The 19,316-nt window shown below is 72.0% G+C and carries 18 protein-coding genes; 6 read left to right on the top strand and 12 right to left on the bottom strand.

The features are described from left to right. Positions 1-92 precede the first annotated feature (92 nt). The 8 genes from ACPYOM_RS13870 to ACPYOM_RS13835 all read right to left on the bottom strand — a co-directional run bounded on the left by ACPYOM_RS13870 (position 93) and on the right by ACPYOM_RS13835 (position 10,344). The gene (locus ACPYOM_RS13870) at positions 93-1,613 is read right to left on the bottom strand and encodes an NAD-dependent succinate-semialdehyde dehydrogenase (RefSeq protein WP_481346406.1); all 1,521 of its coding nucleotides are present in this window, start codon (positions 1,611-1,613) and stop codon (positions 93-95) included. Beyond that, positions 1,610-2,884, bottom strand: a complete 1,275-nt coding sequence (locus tag ACPYOM_RS13865) for an aminotransferase family protein (protein WP_481346405.1) — start codon at positions 2,882-2,884, stop codon at positions 1,610-1,612. Before ACPYOM_RS13865 ends, ACPYOM_RS13870 begins: the two co-directional genes overlap by 4 nt. 30 nt (positions 2,885-2,914) lie before the next feature. Further along, the gene (locus ACPYOM_RS13860; protein ID WP_481341901.1) at positions 2,915-3,655 is read right to left on the bottom strand and encodes an SDR family NAD(P)-dependent oxidoreductase; all 741 of its coding nucleotides are present in this window, start codon (positions 3,653-3,655) and stop codon (positions 2,915-2,917) included. Then, a complete protein-coding gene (locus ACPYOM_RS13855) occupies positions 3,652-4,800 on the bottom strand; it encodes an aminotransferase-like domain-containing protein (RefSeq protein WP_481346407.1) in 1,149 nt (382 codons plus the stop codon). Before ACPYOM_RS13855 ends, ACPYOM_RS13860 begins: the two co-directional genes overlap by 4 nt. A gap of 159 nt (positions 4,801-4,959) precedes the next feature. After that, a complete protein-coding gene (locus tag ACPYOM_RS13850) occupies positions 4,960-5,868 on the bottom strand; it encodes a LysR family transcriptional regulator (RefSeq protein WP_481341902.1) in 909 nt (302 codons plus the stop codon). A 334-nt stretch (positions 5,869-6,202) separates the two neighbouring features. Next, complete coding sequence (locus ACPYOM_RS13845) at positions 6,203-7,093, bottom strand: universal stress protein (protein ID WP_481346404.1); 891 nt, start codon at positions 7,091-7,093, stop codon at positions 6,203-6,205. Further along, positions 7,090-8,913: an amino acid permease gene (locus tag ACPYOM_RS13840; protein ID WP_481346403.1), complete on the bottom strand. Its 1,824-nt coding sequence runs from the start codon at positions 8,911-8,913 to the stop codon at positions 7,090-7,092. The genes ACPYOM_RS13845 and ACPYOM_RS13840 overlap by 4 nt, the downstream gene beginning before the upstream one ends. 237 nt (positions 8,914-9,150) lie before the next feature. Beyond that, on the bottom strand, positions 9,151-10,344 hold the full coding sequence (locus ACPYOM_RS13835) for a PucR family transcriptional regulator (RefSeq protein WP_481346402.1): 1,194 nt from the start codon (positions 10,342-10,344) through the stop codon (positions 9,151-9,153). Positions 10,345-10,501: 157 nt separating this feature from the next. Between ACPYOM_RS13835 and ACPYOM_RS13830 the strand changes: the two genes are divergently transcribed. The 4 genes from ACPYOM_RS13830 to ACPYOM_RS13815 all read left to right on the top strand — a co-directional run bounded on the left by ACPYOM_RS13830 (position 10,502) and on the right by ACPYOM_RS13815 (position 15,417). Further along, positions 10,502-11,428 carry a proline dehydrogenase family protein gene (locus ACPYOM_RS13830; protein WP_481346401.1) on the top strand — a complete coding sequence of 309 codons (927 nt, stop codon included), beginning with the start codon at positions 10,502-10,504 and terminating at the stop codon, positions 11,426-11,428. A 66-nt stretch (positions 11,429-11,494) separates the two neighbouring features. Continuing rightward, positions 11,495-13,123: an L-glutamate gamma-semialdehyde dehydrogenase gene (gene pruA, locus ACPYOM_RS13825; protein WP_481346400.1), complete on the top strand. Its 1,629-nt coding sequence runs from the start codon at positions 11,495-11,497 to the stop codon at positions 13,121-13,123. A gap of 5 nt (positions 13,124-13,128) precedes the next feature. Continuing rightward, positions 13,129-14,481 carry an NAD-binding protein gene (locus tag ACPYOM_RS13820; RefSeq protein WP_481346399.1) on the top strand — a complete coding sequence of 451 codons (1,353 nt, stop codon included), beginning with the start codon at positions 13,129-13,131 and terminating at the stop codon, positions 14,479-14,481. Positions 14,482-14,541: 60 nt separating this feature from the next. Beyond that, entirely contained in the window at positions 14,542-15,417 is an 876-nt protein-coding gene (locus ACPYOM_RS13815; RefSeq protein WP_481346398.1) for a hypothetical protein, read from the top strand. 75 nt (positions 15,418-15,492) lie between these two features. Here ACPYOM_RS13815 and ACPYOM_RS13810 read toward each other — a convergent pair whose 3' ends face one another. Both ACPYOM_RS13810 and ACPYOM_RS13805 read right to left on the bottom strand, forming a co-directional pair. Next, positions 15,493-16,707, bottom strand: a complete 1,215-nt coding sequence (locus ACPYOM_RS13810; RefSeq protein WP_481346397.1) for a thiolase family protein — start codon at positions 16,705-16,707, stop codon at positions 15,493-15,495. 165 nt (positions 16,708-16,872) lie between these two features. Beyond that, positions 16,873-17,121, bottom strand: a complete 249-nt coding sequence (locus ACPYOM_RS13805; protein WP_481346396.1) for a hypothetical protein — start codon at positions 17,119-17,121, stop codon at positions 16,873-16,875. Positions 17,122-17,479: 358 nt separating this feature from the next. On the opposite strand from ACPYOM_RS13805, the gene ACPYOM_RS13800 reads away from it, so the two are divergent. After that, on the top strand, positions 17,480-17,902 hold the full coding sequence (locus ACPYOM_RS13800; protein ID WP_481346395.1) for a hypothetical protein: 423 nt from the start codon (positions 17,480-17,482) through the stop codon (positions 17,900-17,902). A gap of 9 nt (positions 17,903-17,911) precedes the next feature. Beyond that, positions 17,912-18,199, top strand: a complete 288-nt coding sequence (locus ACPYOM_RS13795; protein ID WP_481346394.1) for a hypothetical protein — start codon at positions 17,912-17,914, stop codon at positions 18,197-18,199. 77 nt (positions 18,200-18,276) lie between these two features. On the opposite strand, the gene ACPYOM_RS13790 is transcribed toward ACPYOM_RS13795, so the two are convergent. Both ACPYOM_RS13790 and ACPYOM_RS13785 read right to left on the bottom strand, forming a co-directional pair. Further along, entirely contained in the window at positions 18,277-18,759 is a 483-nt protein-coding gene (locus ACPYOM_RS13790; RefSeq protein ID WP_481342681.1) for a hypothetical protein, read from the bottom strand. Beyond that, positions 18,756-19,316 (bottom strand): glycoside hydrolase family 15 protein (locus ACPYOM_RS13785; RefSeq protein WP_481346393.1); only part of this gene is annotated, 561 nt, incomplete at its 5' end. The genes ACPYOM_RS13785 and ACPYOM_RS13790, both read right to left, overlap by 4 nt.

Below are 19,316 nucleotides of genomic sequence, written 5' to 3'. Positions count from 1 at the left end.
CCCCCCCAGATTACTACGCGTCTCGTGGGCTCGGAGATGTGTATAAGAGACATGCGTCGGCTCGTGCCGCCGCCGGCCGGTGCGGTGCCGGCTCAGGCCGTGGCTCGACGCGCCACGTTGTAGAAGCGGACCGACTGGTACTCCTCGAGGCCCTCGGCGCTGCCCTCGCGGCCCAGACCGGAGTGCTTCACGCCCCCGAACGGCGCGGCGGCGTTGGACGGGACGCCCTGGTTGATGCCGACCAGGCCGGTCTCGAGGGCATCGGCGACGTTGAGGGCCCGGTCCAGGCTCTCGGTGAACACGTAGCCCGCGAGCCCGAACTCCGTCGCGTTGGCCCGCTGCACGACCTCGGCCTCGGTGCTGAACCGCTGGATCGCCGCGACCGGCCCGAAGATCTCCGTGCTCGCGACCTGGGCGCTTGCCGGGACGTGGTCCAGCACGGTGGCCCTGAAGAAGTGGCCGTCCGACGCCAGGATCCGGCCGCCGGTGCGGACACTCGCGCCGTGCGCGACCGCGTCGTCGACCAGGCGCTGCATGCTCGTCACGGCCCGGTCGTCGATGAGTGGGCCGAGCGCGACGTCGTCGGCCAGCCCGTCACCCGTGACCGCGGCGGCCACCTTCTCCGAGAGCCCCTCGACGAAGGCGTCGGCGATGCCGTCCTGGACGAAGATCCGGTTGGCCGCGATGCAGGACTGGCCCCCGTTGCGCATCTTGGCCGCGTACGCGCCGTTGACGGCTCGCTCGAGGTCGGCGTCGTCGAAGACGACCAGCGGCGCGTTGCCGCCCAGCTCCATGGAGGAGCGCAGCACGTTGTCGGCGGCCAGGCGCAGCAGCACCTTGCCGACGCCGGTCGACCCCGTGAAGGACACCTTGCGGACGCGGGGGTCGGGCAGGACGGCCTCGCTGAAGGCCGACGCGTTGCTGGTGCACACGACCTGGACGAGCTCTTCGGGGACGCCGGCCTGCTGGGCGAGCTCGACGGCGTAGTAGGTCGTCAGCGGGGTGAGCGCGGCCGGCTTGATGAGCACGGGGCAACCGGCGGCAAGGGCGGGAGCGATCTTGCGGGTGGCCATCGCCAGCGGGAAGTTCCACGGCGTGATGAGCACGGACAGCCCGACCGGGGCGCGTCGGGTCAGCAGCGTGGCGCCGCCGGTGGGGACGTCGCGGACGTTGCCGGCCGGACGGACCGCCTCCTCGGCGTACCAGCGGACGAAGTCGCTGCCGTAGGTCACCTCGGCGCGGGACTCCGCCAGCGGCTTGCCCATCTCCAGGGTGATGAGGAGCGCGATGTCGTCGGCGTGCTCGATGAGCAGGTCGTACCAGCGACGCAGCACGTCGGCCCGCTGCCGTGGGGTGGTGGAGGCCCAGGCACGACCGGCCTGGTCGGCTCGGGCGACGGCGTCCAGCGCCTCGCCGGGACCGGCGTCGGGCAGGCTGGCGATGACCGCGCCGGTGGCCGGGTTGTGCACGTCGAACGTGGCCGGGCCGGTGGGCAGCCGAAGGCCTTGCACGACGCGGTCGGCGGCGCGCGCCCGGTCGGGGTTCGCGACGGCGAGGCGGGTGCCGGGCGGCGTCGGCTCGGTGGTGCGCTGGGTGTTCAGGTCGGTGGTCATCGGGTCTCCTCAGCGAATAGAACGTCTTCGATGGCTTCGACGAACGAGGTCAGCTCGTCGTCGGTGGTGATGAACGGCGGGCTGATCTGCAAGGTGTTGCCGCGCAGCGGGCGGGAGATGAAGCCCAGCTCGACGAGCGCGTCGGCGGCTCGCTCGGCGGGGACCTCGTCGCGCAGCGTCACCCCGCCGAGGAACCCGGCGACCCGGACGTCGACGACGCTGGGCCGGCGGGCCAGCAGCTGCTTGAGGAGGCTGTCGAGGCGGTGCTCGAGCTCGACGACCCGGGGCAGCAGCCGCTCCTGCTCGAGGACGTCGAGGTTGGCCAGGGCGACCGCGCTCGCCGTCGCGTGACCGGCATAGGTCGCGCCGTGGCGGAACACCGGCGTGGCGGGGTCGTCGACGTAGAACGGCTCCCAGATCCTCGGGGCGACCAGGACGCCGCCCAGAGGCGCGTAGCCGGACGTGACGCCCTTGGCGAAGGTGACCAGGTCCGGCTCGAGACCGAACCGGTCGGTGGCGAACATGACGCCGGTGCGTCCGAACCCGGTGATGACCTCGTCGACGACGAGCAGGATGTCGTGCTCGCGGCACAGCGCCTGGACCTTCTCCAGGTACCCCGGTGCCGGCGGGTTGACGCCGCCCGTGCCCTGGATCGGCTCGGTCACGAGCGCGGCGATGTTCTCCGGACCGATCCGCGCGATCGTCGCGGCGAGCGCGTCGGCGTCGTGGACCGGGACCCGCGCCGTCTCGGGCACGAGCGACTCGGTGCCGTAGCCCTCGCGGTTGAAGTCCAGGCCGGCGATGCTCGTGCCGTAGGCGTGCAGCCCGTGGTAGGCGTGCTCCCGGCTGAGGATGGTCGTCTTGGCGGGCTTGCCCTCCCGCTGCCAGTGGCGTCGGGCCAGCTTGCAGGCCACGTCGATCGCGTCGGAGCCACCGGAGTTGAGGATGACCTTGGGGTCGGCGATCGGTGACAGCCCGGCGAGCCGCTCGGCCAGCTGGAGCGCCTGGTCGTTCACGAACCGGGCGAAGATGTGGTACGTCTCCAGCCTCAGCATCTGCGCACGGGCGGCCTCGGCCAGGGCCGGGTGCGAGTGGCCGATGTTGGCGTGCCACAGCCCGGCCGTGCCGTCGAAGAGGCGCCGGCCGTCGCTGGTGTGGACGTAGGAGCCGTCGCCTCGTTCGACGACGAGCTGGCGACCCAGGACGGAGGGCAGATGGGCCTGCGCCGGCCACAGGGCCGGACCGTCGAGGATCGTGCGGGTGGCGGACATGGAGCGTCCTTTCGGGTAGCTGGAGGCGGGTCAGTGGGCGGTGTAGCCGCCGTCGACGGGGATCGAGACCCCGGTGATGTAGGAGGCCTCCTCGGAGGCGAGGAAGCTCACCGCGGCGGCGACGTCCGCGCAGCTGGCGAGCCGGCCGAGCGGGATGGCGGCGACAACGTCGCGTTCGGTCTGTTCCGGGTCGGCCTGTTCGCCCAGCCAGGCGTCGTACAAGGGCGTGCGCGTCATGCCCGGCGCGACGGCGTTGACACGGATGTTGCGCGGGGCGAGCTCGACGGCGGCCGCAGTCGTGAGGGCCTTGACGGCGCCCTTGCTCGCGCTGTAGATGCCCATCGTCGGTACGCCGACGGACGCCAGCCGTGAGGTGATGTTGATGATCGCCCCGCCGTGCTCCATCCGCTTCGCGCTCTCCTGCAGCACCGCGATGGTTGCGATGGTGTTGACCTCGAAGACGCGCCGCACCTCGGTCGTGGGCGCCTCGAGAAGGTCGTCCGTGTGGTCGATAGCGGCGTTGTTGACGACGACGTCCAGACGCCCGAACCGGTCGACAGCGCTCGCGGCAAGCCGTGCCGGCCCACCCGCGCGCGTCAGGTCCACCGCCACGAAGGCGGCGCGCTCCCCCAGCTCCTCGCGGACCCGCTGCCCGCGCACCTCGTCGCGACCTGTGACGACGACGTTGAGCCCGTCGGCGTGCAGGCGTCGGGCGATCTCGTACCCGATCCCCGAGGTCGAGCCCGTGACGAGGGCCGTGCGGCGCCTCACCCGCGCGCTCCGAACGTGTCGACGGCTGACCTGAGCCGAGCGACGCCCTCGTCGATGCGCTCCGGCGTCGAGGTGGCGAAGCAGAGCCGCAGGGCGTCGTGGAAGTGGTCGTTGGTCGAGAACGCCGGCCCCGGGATGTAGGCCACGCCCTCGGCCAGCGCGGACTCGAAGAGGGCTGCGGTGTCCACGGCCGGATCGGCGAACGTCGCCCACAGGAAGAAGCCGCCGTCAGGGTCCGTGGCACGGACCGCGTCGCCGAAGTGGCGGACGAGCGCGGCCCGCATCGCCTCCTTGCGCTGGCGGTAGAGGCCCAGCACCCGGTCCAGGTGCGGCTGCAGATGGCCGCCGGCGAGGAACTCGGTGACCGTGCGCTGCGTCGGGACGCTCGTGCACGTGTCCATGGCCTGCTTGGCGTTGATGAGCAGCGGCTGGAGGCTCGCGTCGGCGTCGACCCACCCGACCCGCAGCCCGGGCGCCAGGATCTTGGAGAAGGTGCGCACGGAGAAGATGAGCGGGTTGCCCGGGTCGATCTCGTTCAGGGCCGGGATCGGTGAGCCCTCGAAGCGCAGCAGACCGTACGGGTCGTCGTCGATGACGACCGCTCCCCACCGCGAGGCGAGCTCGAGCAGGAGCTCGCGACGCTCCAGCGTCAGCGTCACGCCCGACGGGTTCTGGAAGTTGGGGATCGTGTAGATGGCCTTGGGCGGACGCCCGGCGCGCGCGACGAGCTCCGGGAGCGCCTCGACGACCAGACCGTCCTCGTCGACCGGCGCCTCCAACAGGTCGGCGCCATAGGACAGGGCAGTCGCGTTGCCGTTGGTGTAGGTGGGCCCCTCGACGACCACCAGCTCACCCGGGTCGACGAAGAGCTTGAAGGCGAGGTCCAGGCCCTGCATGCCGCCGGTGGTGATCGTGATGCGCTCGGCGGCGCTGGAGTACCCGTGCTCGGCCTGGAGCTTGAGGATCTCGCCCACGAGGTCGGGCTCGCCCTCCGACGCACCGTAGCTGTACTTGCCCGGCACGGCGTGCGCTGCAAAGCGGTCCAGCAGCTCCACGGGCATCAGGTCGTCGCTGGGCGCACCCATGGCGAACCGCACGATGTCATGCGTCTGGCGTGCGAGCAGCGAGGTCGAGGAGTCGATCATCGAGCCGACGAGACCGGTCGACCGGTCGGCAAGGGGAGGCCTGCGCACTGTGGTTCGTCCTTCGTCTGGAGCCGCAGACAGGACGATAGGGGCGGCCGACGTCGCAAGAAAAGCGACGGTTTCTGACCGGCTCCTGTTAGGAGAAGTCGCCGGTCGACGTCAGGTCGATCCCTGAGCCGAGACCTGCGACTCGAGGTGGAGCGAGAAGGCGTCGCGACAGGCTCGAACGGCCGGCCGTCGCTCCGCCCCGGCCCGACAGATCAGCCAGATCTGCCGGCGCTGCTGGGTGCCGAGCACCGCGGACGGTGTCAGCGTCGCGCCCTCGCCCCTGACGAGGAGGTCCGGGAGGAACGCTGCCGCCACCCCGGACTGCACGAGGCGCAGGTGGAAGAGCAGGTCGGCGGACTCGTACGCGACGTCGGGCTCGAAGCCGTGCTCGCGACACACGCGGCGGACCCAGGCGTGCGCTTCGGCGCCGCTGGGCTCGATGACCCACCTCAGCCGGCGCAGCCCGTCCAGGGTGCCCGCGTCGGCACCCACGGGAGGGTAGGCCCGGACCGGGTCGTCCATGAGCAGGTCCGCGTGAAGGTCGTCCGGCACCGCCTGTGAGGTCCCCGGGTAGCTGTCGGCGACGAGGACGTCCAGGCGACGTGACGAGAGCAGGAGCAGCCCCTGTTCGGGCTCGACCTGCCGGAAGCGCACGTCGAGGTCAGGATGGTCCCTGCCCAGGGAGGAGATCACCTGGGGGACGACGTTGCGGCTGATCGTCGTGAAGGCCGCCAGGCGCAGGGTCCCCCGGACCTGGCTGATGCTGGAGGCCAGGTCCGTCTCGGCCTGCTCCAGGATGGTCAGGATGCCGTTCGCGTGCTCGACCAGCACCTCGGCGGCGGGCGTGAGCCGCACCCCCCGTCCCACCTTCTCCAGGAGCGGCACGCCCGCCTCCTTCTCCAGGAGGGCGAGCTGCTGGGAGACCGCTGAGTGCGTGTACGACAACGCCCGCGCCGCGGCGGTGATGCTGCCTCGAAGGTGGACCTCGCGCAGCAGCACCAGTCGATGGACATCGAGCATGTCCGCAGGTTAGCTGCGGACCCACTGCCTGGGAGCCCGCCGACCGCCATCGACACGGAGGAGACTCACGAGCGCGCGTTCGCTTCCCGCAGACGCGCCCTGGTGGCACGGACCCGGGAAGCCGGGTCAGCACGGTGTCTCGGCCGAGCAGGCCATCCCTGAGGGCGCGCCCGGCGTACGGCGCAGCAGGTCTCCTCGCCACCTCAACGCAGGAGTCCGGCCTCCCCGCAAGCGCGCACGGTGCACGCCGCACCTCTGCGGCGACGGCGTCCACCTGCGCCGAACATCCACCTCCGCTGTCGAGGCGGGCCGAGTGTGCGCTCCCAGCCGGGGGTCACTGCCCGGAGACGGGCAGTGCCAGGACCGGGACCGGCGCGCATCGCAGGATCTTGGAGGCCCTCGATCCCAGGAACACCGAAGCCACCGGGCCGTGCGAGCTGGACCCGACGACGAGGAGGTCGCCCAGGGACCACGGTGCCTGTCCCATCGCCTCGCGCCAGCTGTGACCGTCACCGATGACGGCCTCCAGCCCGCGTGGGACGTCGGGCAGCCGGCGCACCTCGGCGAGCTGCTCGTCGATGACCTCCCTGGTCCGCCGGGACCACTGGTGCACCACGAGGTCCTCGCCCGCCCCGGCCAGGGTCGCGGCGAAGACCTTCTTCGGTCGCACCGAGAAGGAGGCGACTCGAAGTGAGCTCGTGGTGCGGGCGGCGTAGTCCGCGGCGGCGCGGACCAACGACCAGTCCTTGGACGTGCCACCGAACGCGACGGTGACGCGCCGGAGCCGGCCGCCGGGCTCGGCCTGGTAGCCGCGCGGCGCGAGGGCGACCGGGACCGGCGAGCTGTGCACGATGCGGTCGGCGACGCTGCCCAGGGCGACGAGGCCGAGCCCCCCGTTCTCGGACGACCCGAGCACGAGGACGCTGGCGTCGTGCTCGGAGGCCACCTCGAGCAGCCCGGTGGGCACCGAGGGGGCATGGTGCAGGACGTAGGCGGTGTTGACGTCGTCGGGCATCCGTTCCTTGGCCTGAGCGAGCGACTGCTCGCCCCGCTGGGTGAGGTAGGCCCGGTAGTCCGCGTCGACGCGCTCGGTGCTGGGCGGCCAGGCGGCCGCCACGACCACGGCGACGACGACGTCCTCCCCCGACGACCGGGCGAGGAGCGCGGCCAGCTCGAGCGCCGAGGTGCCGCTCTCCTTCGGCGTGCAGCCGACGACGACGGTCACGGCTCCTCCACGAGTGCCGGCTCGGTGCGGTGCGCGATCACGTGCGTGACGGGGACCGGGTAGCTGGTGCGGGCCCGGTCGACGACGTCGTAGCGTTGCCAGATCGAGTCCTCCAGGGGCCTGGTGGCGATGACGATCTGGTCGGGCCGGAAGGACCGCACGGCGGTGTCGAGGGCCCGCAGCGGCCGGAAGTCCCCGAGGTCGCCCTCGACGCTGAGGCTCTCCGAGCGCAGCGTGGCGAGCGTGGTGTCCAACCGGGTCCGGGCCGCCTCGACGGTCGCGTCCCACACGTGCAGCGGGCCGGTGACGGCCGCCTGCCCGGTCTCGACCGGGCTCGCCGGCACGCACACGTAGTACGTGGCCGCCCGCTCGGCGTCGATGCGTCGCAGCTCGTCGAGCAGCTCCGCGGAGCCGACCGTCTCGTTGGCCAGCACCAGCACCCGGCGCGCGTGGTCGGACGCAGGGGTCCCGGGGGTCTGCGCACGGGCCAGGACGTACTTGTTGAGGACGTAGAGGACGAGGACGACGCCCCACGACAGCAGGCTGAGCAGGAGCTGCGAGCGCACGCTCTGCGTCAGGCCCATCTGCACCAGCACCGCGACGATGCCGAGGGTGGCGAGCACGGACAGGCCGGGGAAGAGCCACATCTTCACCGTGAGCGTCGACTCGTCGGTGCGCAGCCGCAGCCGGATCTGCGAGATCGAGATGAGCAGGTAGACGAAGAGGATGATGGCGCCGGACGAGTTCAGCAGGAAGGCGAACACGCCGTCCTCGTCGATCGCTGCCGCGATGACGCACAGGAAGCCGATCACCGACGAGGCGAGGATGGCCTTCGTCGGCACGCCCCGACCGTTGACGGTGACGAGCTGTGCCGGGGCCTCACGTCGGGCGGCCAGGACGAACAGCATCCGCGACGCGGTGTACAGACCCGAGTTCAGGCAGGAGAGCACGGCCGTGAGGACCACGGCGTTCATCAGGTCGTCGGCGTAGGGGATGCCCATCTCGGTGAAGGCCGCGACGAAGGGTGAGCCGGAGAGCGCGGCCGAGTTCCAGGGGAGGATCACCGCGAGGAGGAACACCGACCCCACGAAGAACAGGCAGATGCGGGTGATGACCGAGTTGGCTGCCTTGGCGACGGCGCGCTCGGGGTTCTCGGACTCGGCCGCGGCGATGGTCGCCACCTCGGCACCCACCATCGAGAAGATGACGGTGACGACGCCGGCCGTCAGCGCTGCGGTTCCGTGGGGCAGGAAGCCGCCGTGGCTCCACAGGTTGCTGAAGTCGAGGTGCTTGTCGGGCCAGATGCCGAAGACGAAGAAGCTGCCGCACACGATGAAGAAGATGATGGCGGCGACCTTGATGCCGGCGAACCAGTACTCGAACCTGCCGAACGACGCGACCGAGAAGAGGTTGGTCGCGGTCATGAGGACCATGAGGACGAGGGCGGAGGTCCAGATCGGGACGTCGACCCAGTACTGGATGATCTTCGCGCCGGCCACGGCCTCGAACCCGACGACGATGACCCAGAAGTACCAGTAGAGCCAGCCCACCGAGAACCCGGCCCACGGGCCGAGGGCCTTGCGCGCGTAGTCGGCGAACGACCCGGTGGACGGGTTGGCCACCGCCATCTCGGCCAGCATCCGCATCACCAGGATGATGAGGACGCCGGTCACTGCGTAGGTGAGGAAGGTGCCGGGACCGGTGTCGTGGATCACCGTTCCGGAGCCGACGAACAGCCCCGCTCCGATGACACCCCCCATCGCGATCATGCTCAGCTGACGCTGGGTCAGGGTCTTCTTCAGCTCGGGTCCAGGTGACATCGGTGTCTCCAAGGGAAAGGCCTGCGAAGGCGGGAGGGAGGTCCTGCGACTGTTGAGCCTGCCGTCAGCACTTCTGGTGCTCACCGACGGGACCAGCCTTGCGCCACAGGGCTGCTGGTGGGCCCCGGCGAGAGCCGGCAAGAGCGGGCGAGAGATCCGTCCCTGAGGGCTCTCCGACGCTAGCGCGTGCCGCGGGCCGCTGCGACTTACAGCCGTACGAGTGTCGCCGCCGCGCTTTCAGACAGATGTCGAAGCAGCTCGGGCCTGGATGGTGTCTGCCACGAACGGTGCCAGGGTCAGGCCGAGGTGGAGCACCAGCCGGTGGTCACCGCGGGCGAGCTCGAGCCCGGTGACCTGCTCGATCTTCTGCAGCCGGTAGTACACCGTCTGCCGGTGCACGTGGAGTGCGGCCGCCGTCTCCTGCACGTTTCCGCCGGCCTCCAGGTACGTCACCGCGGTGTGGCGCAGGTCAGGGTCGCCCTGCTCGAGCAGCCGCCGCACGGCGGGGTCGAGGACGGCGCTCGACAACGCCTTCTCCGGGCCGCAGGCGAGCAGCCGGTAGATTCCCAGCTCCGGCCAGGCGGCGACGGGTCGCAGCGAGTCCACGACCTCGGCCACCCGGGTGGCCAGCCGCGCCTCGTTCCAGCTGCCGCGTGCCTGGGCGAGGTTCGGCCGGATGCCGCCGATGCCGACGACGAGACCGCTGCGGGAGCCCGGAGGGAGGCGGTCGGAGTACAGGTCGAGCGCCTGTCGCGCGACCTGCCGGGCGGCGTCGAGGCTGGTCGGGTCCGACGGCACGAGGAAGGTGTGGTGGTCCTCGCCGCTCGAGGCCAGCACCGACCTCGGCAACCGCCACAGGTTCATCGGCAGCGGCTGTGGCGCGACGTCCCCCACCTGCCGGAGCACGACCGCGGCGAGCGGGGCGTCGCGCCCGATGATGCCCAGGTCGGCGATGGCCTCCGTCGCCCTGCTGACCGCATCGGGGTCGGCCGACAGGAGGTCCTCGACCGTGTAGGCGAGCTCCTCGCGGGAGCGGGCCTGCCGCGCCATCAGCGCTCCGGCCCGCTCGGCCAGGGCCACCGCCGCAGGGATGCGTGACTCGTCGATGCCGACATGCTCGTCGAGCAGCCACAGGTACCCGTAGGTGACGCCGTTCCAGCGCGCCGGAAGACAGAGCCGGCTCAGCACGCCGAGCTGCGACGAGGCGGGTGTGCGGACCGGCACGGTGCTCGTCGCGATGCCGAACCCCTCGAACCAGTCCTGCACCTCGCGGCTCGAGTGCCGCTGCAGGATCGAGCGCAGGCGGACCTCGTCGCCCTGCGCCTCGTGGGAGCAGAACGCCACGAGGTTGAAGTCCCGGTCCTCCAGGGTCGCCGGCCGCCCGAGCAACCGGGCCACGTCGTCGACGATGTCCTGGAACTCCGGTCGCATAGCGTCCTCCAACGGTCCGGCAGGGGCTCGCGGGCATTCTCGCAGCCGCTTTGAGCAGATGTCCAAAGCCGAGGGACGGCCGTGTGGCACCTGTCCGCTGCCGCGGGGTCGGGGCGCGCGTAGGTTCGCCGCCAACCACCCGCCCGGAGGAGACACCATGCTCAGTACGGCCCTGCTGACGGCCTCGCGCAGTCCTCGGGTCAAGCGCCTCGTCACGAGCGCGCCCGCGACCCGCCGCCTCGTCGAGCGGTTCGTCGTCGGCGAGGACCTCCGTGACGCCCTCGCGGCCACGCGACGCCTCGTCGACGAGGGCCTGACGGTGACGCTCGACCATCTCGGGGAGGACACCGTGGACGTCGGGCACGCCACCGGCATCCGGCGGACCTACGTCGAGGTGCTCGGCCGCCTGGCCGACCTCGGCCTTGCCGGCCGTGCGGAGGTGTCGCTGAAGCTCTCCGCGGTGGGGCAGGCGCTCCCTCGCGACGGCCACCGGGTGGCGCTCGAGAACGCCCACGCCATCTGCGCGGCCGCGCGAGCGGCCGGCACCACCGTGACCCTCGACATGGAGGACCACACGACCGTCGACTCCACCCTGGCGATCCTCGGCGAGCTGCGCCGCGACGTCCCGGAGACGGGCGCCGTGCTGCAGTCGTGCCTCTACCGGACCGAGGCCGACTGCCGCGACCTCGCCCACGCGGGCTCCCGGGTGCGGTTGGTCAAGGGCGCCTACGCAGAGCCCGAGTCCGTGGCGTACCCCGCCAAGGCCGACGTCGACCTCGCGTACGCCCGCTGCCTCGAGATCCTCATGGCCGGCGACGGCTACCCGATGGTGGCCAGCCACGACCCGCGCATGGTCGAGCTGGCCGGCGCGCTCGCCGAGCGGCACGGCCGCGCCCCCGACAGCTTCGAGTACCAGATGCTCCACGGGATCCGCAGCGGCGAGCAGCGCCGTCTGGCGACGGCCGGCCATCGGGTCCGCGTCTACGTGCCCTACGGCGGCGACTGGTACGGCTACTTCATGCGCCGCCTCGCCGAGCGTCCGGCGAACGTCGGCTTCCTCCTGCGCTCCCTCGTCTCGCGCTGACCCGCGCCCCGACCTCCCGACCACCCGACCCCGACCACCCGACCCCGACCACCCGAAAGGACTCCCATGGATGGCGTCACCCAGGTGCCCGTTCCCGCCAACGAGCCGATCCGCGACTACGAGCCCGGCAGCGACGCCCGCGCCCGGCTCGAGCTGGCCCTCAAGGACCAGGCCGGACGACACGTCGAGCTGACCGCCACGATCGGCGGCGAGCAGCGCCACGGGGGCGGCGCGGAGCGCGCGGTCGTGCAGCCGCACGCCCACGGCCAGCGTCTCGGCACCCTGCGCAACGCGACACAGGACGACGCTCGGGCGGCCACCGCCGCCGCTCGCGACGCGGCACCGGGATGGCGCGCCCTCGGCTTCGACGACCGGGCCGCCATCCTGCTCAAGGCCGCGGAGCTGCTCTCGGGACCGTGGCGCGACACGCTCAACGCCGCGACGATGCTGGGGCAGAGCAAGACCGCCCACCAGGCCGAGATCGACTCGGCGTGCGAGCTCATCGACTTCTGGCGGTTCAACGTCGCCTTCGCCCGGCAGATCCTGGCTGAGCAGCCGGCAGCCAACGCGCCCGGGGTGTGGAACCGGCTCGACCACCGCCCGCTCGAGGGTTTCGTCTACGCCGTCACGCCGTTCAACTTCACCGCGATCGCGGGCAACCTGCCGACCGCTCCGGCCCTCATGGGCAACACCGTGGTCTGGAAGCCCGCCCCGACGCAGCAGCTCGCCGCGCACTACACGATGCGGCTCCTGGAGGAGGCGGGCCTGCCGCCGGGCGTCATCAACATGCTCCCGGGTGACGGCATCGCCGTCTCCGGGGTGACGCTGGCCGACCCGGCCCTCGCCGGCATCCACTTCACCGGGTCCACCCCGACCTTCCAGGGCCTGTGGCGGAGCGTGGGTGAGAACATCGCCCGCTACGACACGTACCCGCGCCTCGTCGGCGAGACCGGAGGCAAGGACTTCGTGCTGGCACACCCGTCGGCGGACCCGGCGGTGGTGCGAACCGCACTGCTGCGTGGCGCCTTCGAGTACCAGGGGCAGAAGTGCTCCGCGGCCTCGCGGGCCTACGTGGCCAGGAGTGTCTGGGAACTGGTGCGCGACGAGCTCGTGGCGCAGACCGAGGCCCTGGCAGTGGGCGACGTCACCGACCTCCGCAACTTCATGGGTGCCGTGATCGACGAGCGCGCCTTCGCCAAGCACCGCGCGGCGATCGACCGCGCGCACGCCGACCCGACGATCACCGTGGTCGCCGGTGGCACCTACGACGACTCCGTCGGCTACTTCGTGCGGCCCACGATCCTCGAGTGCACCGACCCGGACGACGAGATCTTCAGCACGGAGTACTTCGGTCCGATCCTGGCGGTGTACGTCTACGACGACTCCGACTTCGAGCGGGTCGTCGACCGGATGGAGTCGGCGTCCCAGTACGGACTGACCGGAGCCGTCATCGCCCAGGACCGCACGGCAGTCGCCTACGCCACCAAGGCACTTCGGTTCGCGGCCGGCAACTTCTACGTCAACGACAAGCCCACCGGGGCCGTCGTCGGCCAGCAGCCGTTCGGCGGGGCCCGCGGCTCCGGCACCAACGACAAGGCCGGCGCGGCGCAGAACCTCATGCGCTGGACGTCCACCCGCGTCATCAAGGAGACGTTCGTCCCGGCGACGGACCACCGCTACCCCCACATGAGGTGACCTCGATGGACGGGTGCCACGCGGGCCGGCCCTACCTCGTCATCGGCGACACCCACGTGGCACGTCGGGTGTGCGCGTCACTGAGCCAGCGTGGGTTCGAGGTGCTGCACCTCGTCGCCCCCGGCGACGAGGACCTCCGCGGCGCCATGTCGTGGCGGCCCGCGGGCGTGGCCGTGCTCCTGCACGACGACGTCGCGGCCCTTCGGTACGCGTTGGCGACCGCCCACATCGAGCCGGCGGCCGAGCTCGTCGTCACGATCTTCGACCAGACCGTGGCCGAGCAGCTGGTGCGGCTCCTGCCGCACTGCCACGTGACGTCGCCGGCCCGCCTGGCGGCTTCCTCGCTCGTGGCTCCCTGTCTCGCGCCGGACGCGCTCGCGATCCGCCGCTCGGCCGAGGGGGCGACGGCAGTCCGACGGACCGGCGAGGCCCTCACCGAGACGCCGTGGGCACTGGGTCGACGGGCCCGTTGGCACGCTCGGGCGGGCCGCGTGGCTGGGCAGCTTCGCCCGCACGACACGGGCAGCCGCATCCTGTTCGCCGGGTCCGCCGGCCTGCTCGCCGTCCTGCTCGGCGACTGGGCCTGGCTGACGCTCGTGGCCGGACACGCGTCCGCGGAGGCGTTCCACGAGGCCGCGCGGGTCGTGGCCACCGTGGGTCCTGCGTCGGCGGAGGGCGAGCCGGCGCGCTACCTGCTCGTGTCGGCCCTCGCCATGCTCGTGACCGTCGTCCTCACGGCGACCTTCACCGCGGGCCTCGTCGACCGGCTCCTCGGACCGCGCCTCGTGGGCCTGGTCGGCGCCCGTGCGCTGCCGCGGTCCGGCCACGTGGTCGTCGTCGGCCTGGGGCAGGTTGGCCTCCGGCTGTGCCAGGAGCTGCAACGCCTCGGTGTGGCCGTGGTCGGCGTCGAACGGGACCCGCAGGCCCCCAACCTGCGGCTCGCCCGCACCCTCGGGGTGCCCGTCGTGATGGCGCACGGCGGTGACCGGGCGGTGCTCGAACGGCTGCGGCTGCATCGGGCTGCGGCGTTGGCGGCCGTTGGCTCCGACGACCTCGACAACATCGCCGTCGCCGTGGCAGCGCACGCGGTGGCCCCCGGCACGCGCGTCGTGCTCCGTGCCGGGGAGCACGAGGCGATCGCGGAGACCCGGTCGCTGCTACCGCTCGGCACGACCCGCGACGTCACGGGGCTGAGCGCGACGTACCTGGTGGCGCGACTGCTCGGCGTCAGGGTCTGCGCGGTCGTCGGCGGGCCGGACGAGGAGTACCTCGCCGTGCCGGGCGAGGGCTTCGTCCGCTGGCCGGCCTCGCCGCGTGAGCGGTGCTGGCACGTGGACCGGCTCGTCAGGACAGCCTGAGGGGCACCGGCTCCCCGCGTCGATTGCACACCGCCCGGATGCCGGGTTGGATCGATGGGTATGCGGGTTCGAGACGTCCGCCGGCCCCACCGGGCCGCCATCGCGTGCCTCCTGACCTTCTCGGTGGGCGCTGCCGCGGGCTGCAGCGCCGGTCGCGCGGCGAGCGAGCGCCCGAGCCTGAGCCGGCCGTCGACCGGCCCGGGCGGGACGGCGGTGCGCGTGCTGCAGATGAACCTGTGCAACAGCGGGCGCGCTGCCTGCTATGCCGGCGGGCGTGCCGTCGGCCGGGCGGTGGCACTGGTGCACCAGCATCGGCCGGACATGCTCAGCCTCAACGAGGTCTGCCGCGATGACGTGAGGGTCCTCGAGCAGGCGCTGTCGGCCGCCTTCCCCGCCGCCGAGGTCGCCGTGGCCTTCGCCGCCGCGAAGGACCGCCCCAGCCGGGCCCCGGTCCGGTGCCAGAACGGCCAGGAGTTCGGCGACGCGGTCATCGTCGTCGTCTCGTCAGCCGCAGCCGGCCTCCGCCGCCACAGCGGGGTGTACCCCATGCAGGACCTCGACGACCCGGAGGAACGCGTCTGGGTGTGCATCGACGTGGCCACCCGGTTCTCCGCGTGCACCACGCACACGGCGAGCACCAGCACCGCCGTCGCGCTCGACCAGTGCCGGTACCTGCTGACCTCGGTGGTGCCGAGCATCACCCGCGGCGACGGCGTCGGCCCGGTCGTCCTCGGTGCGGATCTCAACCTCGCGGCACGCGGTTCGCCCAGCCCACAGTCGTGCCTCCCCAGCGGCTACCAGCGCGTCGACGACGGCGTGGTGCAGAACGTCGTGGTCAGCCCTGGTGCCGGTGTGCGATCGCACGTGGTGGTCGACATGCAGGGCACCACGGACCACCCCGCCCTCCTCGTCGACGTCGTGCTGCCCCGCCCCTGAGCGCAGCGGGGTCCGCCCTGGCTCGCGACTGCCCCACACCGCGGGTGTCCGGGCGCTTCCCCGCATGCTGGGTCGTCACGACGTGACGCCCGAGCTGACGTTCTCGAGCACGACCGCGAGGCCCTGCCCGACGCCGATGCAGATGCACGCCACGCCCCACCGTCCACCGGTGCGCTGGAGGTCCCGGGCCAGGGTGCCGAGGATGCGACCGCCCGACGCCCCGAGCGGGTGGCCGATGGCGATGGCGCCGCCGTGCCGGTTGACGAGCTCCGGGTCGACCGGCCAGGCGTCGAGGCACGCGAGCGACTGCGCGGCAAAGGCCTCGTTGAGCTCGACGGCGGAGACGTCGTCCCACCCGATGCCGGCGCGCGCGAGGGCCGCCTCGGCCGCCTCGACGGGCGCGTAGCCGAAGTACTGGGGCTCGAGGGCGCTCGCACCGCGCCCGGCGACGCGGGCCAGCGGGTCGAGGCCGATCTCGTCGCGGGCGCCCTCGCTACCGAGCAGCACCGCCGACGCGCCGTCGTTGAGCGGCGACGCGTTGCCGGCGGTGACCGTGCCACCCTCCGTGCGGAACGACGGGCGCAGCCCGGCGAGGCGTTCCTGGGTGGTGTCGGGGCGGATCGACTCGTCCCGGGTGAGCTCGACGCCGGGCACGGGCACGACGAGGTCGTCGTACCACCCGTCGGCCCACGCCCGGTCGGCCAGGCGGTGCGACCGGGCGGCGAAGGCGTCCTGCCGCTCGCGCGTGATGCCGTACTTCTCCCGCAGCTGCTCGGTGGCCTCGCCGAGGGACACCGTCCATTCCGACGGCATGGCGGGGTTGACCAGCCGCCAACCCAGAGTGGTCGAGGAAAGGGCCAGATCGACTGCGGGATAGGGCTTCTCGGTCTTGGGCAGTACCCACGGGGCGCGGCTCATCGACTCCACCCCGCCGCTGATCACGATGTCGGCGTCTCCGGTCTCGATCGAGCGGGAGGCGAGCATCGCGGCGTCGAGGCTCGACCCGCACAGCCGGTTGACGGTCGAGCCCGGGACGCTCGTCGGCAGCCCGGCCAGGAGCGTGGCCATGCGCGCGACGTTGCGGTTCTCCTCACCGGCGCCGTTGGCGTTGCCGAGGACGACCTCGTCGACCTGCTCGCCGAAGCCGCCGTCGGCGAGGCCCGGTGCCCGTCTGACGAGCTGCTCGACGACGTGGGCGGCGAGGTCGTCGGGCCGGGTTCCGGCCAGCAGCCCACCCAGGCGGCCGAACGGGGTGCGGACGGCGTCGTAGACGAATGCGGCGGTGGTCATCACCGGTCTCCTGCTCCTGGATCTCCTGGACCGCGATCGCGGCGGTGTCCATGGTGGGGTCGATGGTGGGGTCGATGGTGGTGTCGTTGGTGCTGCCCGTCGAGCCTCTCACCCATGGCCACCTCCCCGTTGCGCCCCCGGACGGTAGTGGTGCCTCCGTCGACCTCACCAGTTCGCGGGAGCGTCACTCGCCGGGAACGACTGCACACCCCACTCGTCGACGATGTCCCACGTGCCCGGGTCGGGGCCGATGCCGACCCCGGCCCTCGTCGGCTCCGCCGCCCGCGGCCACCGGCAGGAACGCGCCACCGCGACGGACGGCACGGGCAGGCGGCGGGCGTCCCTGTCGAGAGCAAGCCGGCCGATGATGAAGGACGGTGCCGACTCGGGACCTTGGTGGCGGGCTGGCGTCATGGTGGCTCCTTTGACGAAGGGCGGAGGCGCAGGTCCCCGAGAGGACGGCCTCGGTCATCTCAGGCTCGCCCGCCGTCGCGTCAGCCGGTAGGGCCACACCCGGACACGTTCTGGCCTCGTCGTTGCCCGCAGCGGGAAACCGGTGGGGCCGCGGCGGCCTCGGCCGAGCCGGCTCCTTTGCCGACCGTCGGCAAGGTAGGAACCCCAGGCCTGCCGCCACCCGGCCTGTGCGCCGCCCTCCGGCAGCCATACGTTCGAGGCAGGCCAGTACAGAACTCCCCGCCGCACCAAGGAGGCGAACATGCCCCTCGCCAGGGATGAGACAGGAGCTCCGGAGGACCCTCGCGACCGTCCGAGGGTGCTGTCGACGCCGCCCCGCGACGGTGTGGAGCCGGTCACCGGTCTTGTTCGCATCGGGACCGGGGACCAGCGGGCCCGGCGGCGGTCCGGCCTGGCACCTGTGGTCAGTGTGGTGGACCCAGGGCCCGCAAGCGCCCGGCGCGTCCGAACCTGCCGTGGCCGATGCGGTTTCGGCGGCCTGACCGAGTGGCATCACCACCGGCTCCTCACCGTACTCAGTGACCCCGACGTGCTTCTGGACCTCTTCGAGCTCGCCGTGACCTGGGCCGAGCTCGACTACTCGAGCAGGACGGTCATCCCTCCGCATCAGTGGATGAGCTTCCACGACAGTCACCAGTGGTCCGACCCGCGGCGTGCCGAGCGCATCTTCAGCATCGCGACCGACGTTGCGATGACGGCGACGCGTGCGGCCGGCGGTTGACCCTCCCTCATGACGAACCACCTACGGGTCGAACCCCTGGGCGGCCACGACTACCTGGTCCACGTCCGCGAGGGCGAGGAACTGGTCGAGATCCTGATCCAGGCAAGCCCCGACGTCGTCGAGCAGCTACAGCCAGAGCCGGACGGGGCCGCCGAGGCCCGCATCGTGGAGGCCACCGCAGCCTTTCTCATCGAGCGCCAGCTTGCCGTCGACCTGCCGCAGGCGCTGGACCTCGACGACGTCGCCGCCGCGTATGAGAACTTCCTCGACGAGCTCGGACGGCGTCTGGCCCCGTGAGCCTGCCTCCGGGCACTGGGGCGCCGCGCGATCGGACCGGTGGCCGCCGTGCCGGATCCGCATCGCCTGGGGAACCGTCAACGGGCCAGGCCGAGAAAGACCGCGATGATCGTGCCGTAGGCGACGTGTGCGCACAGGCTGACGAGGGGGGTTCGCACGCCGTAGTTGCGGGCCATGAAACCAGGTGGCTCCAGCAGCGAGACCGTGCCCGCGTCGGAAGACGTCGTTCCCATGCGGGGATGCACCAGCGGCAGAAGGACGTTGACGAGAACCGTGCCGGCGAACAGCCCATGCCCGAGCCCGAACGCAGCGCCGAGCCACCAGTCGGACCGGCCGAGGGCGAGGAAGAGCACGTAGTAGCCCAGGGCGAACAGCTGTCCCATGACGAAGTGGGCCAGGTACCCGAGCGCCTTGGCTCGTGTCCTGTCCACCGTGATCGCGGTACCGAGCAGGAACGGCAGGTCCATCCGGGTCAGGTGGAACTCGCTGGCCGTGCGTAGCACGGTGGTCAGCACCAGGGTCCCGGCGAAACCGCCGGCGAGCGCCGCCCAGACGCTCATCGGGGCTTCTCCCCTGCGATCGTCAGAGCTGCGCTGATGAGCGACAGGTGGCTCAGTGCCTGCGGCAGGTTGCCGAGGAAATCTCCGGTGGCGGGGTCGATCTCCTCGGCGTACAGGCCGACGTCGTTGGCCAGCTCCACGAGCTCGTCCATCAACCCGGTCGCCTCGGAGGTGCTCCCGGTGCGCGCCAGGGCCTCGGCAAGCCAGAAGGAGCAGCTGACGAAGGCGCCCTCCCCTCCGACGAGCCCGTCGTCGCCGCTGTAGCGGCGCACGTAGCAGCCATGGCCCAGGTCGCGACGAACGGCGGTCACGGTATCCGCCCAGCGCGCGGACCGCGCGTCCCCGTAGCCCGACAGGAGACCCAGCAGCACACTCGCGTCGAGCTCGTCGCCGCCGGCCCATCGGACGTAGCTCTTCCGCTCCCTCGAGTAGCACTCGCCTTCGATGAAGTCCGCGACGGCGACGGCCTGTTCGTCCCACTGGGCCCGGTGACGCGATGGGATCAGACCGTGCTCGGCCAGGCGTGCGGCCCGGTCCAGCGCAACCCAGCACATCAT

This window comes from Monashia sp. HAY1-2A (assembly GCF_056755315.1).
Note: the sequence above shows the minus strand (reverse complement) of the source record. Positions and strands in the feature narration are given on the sequence as shown.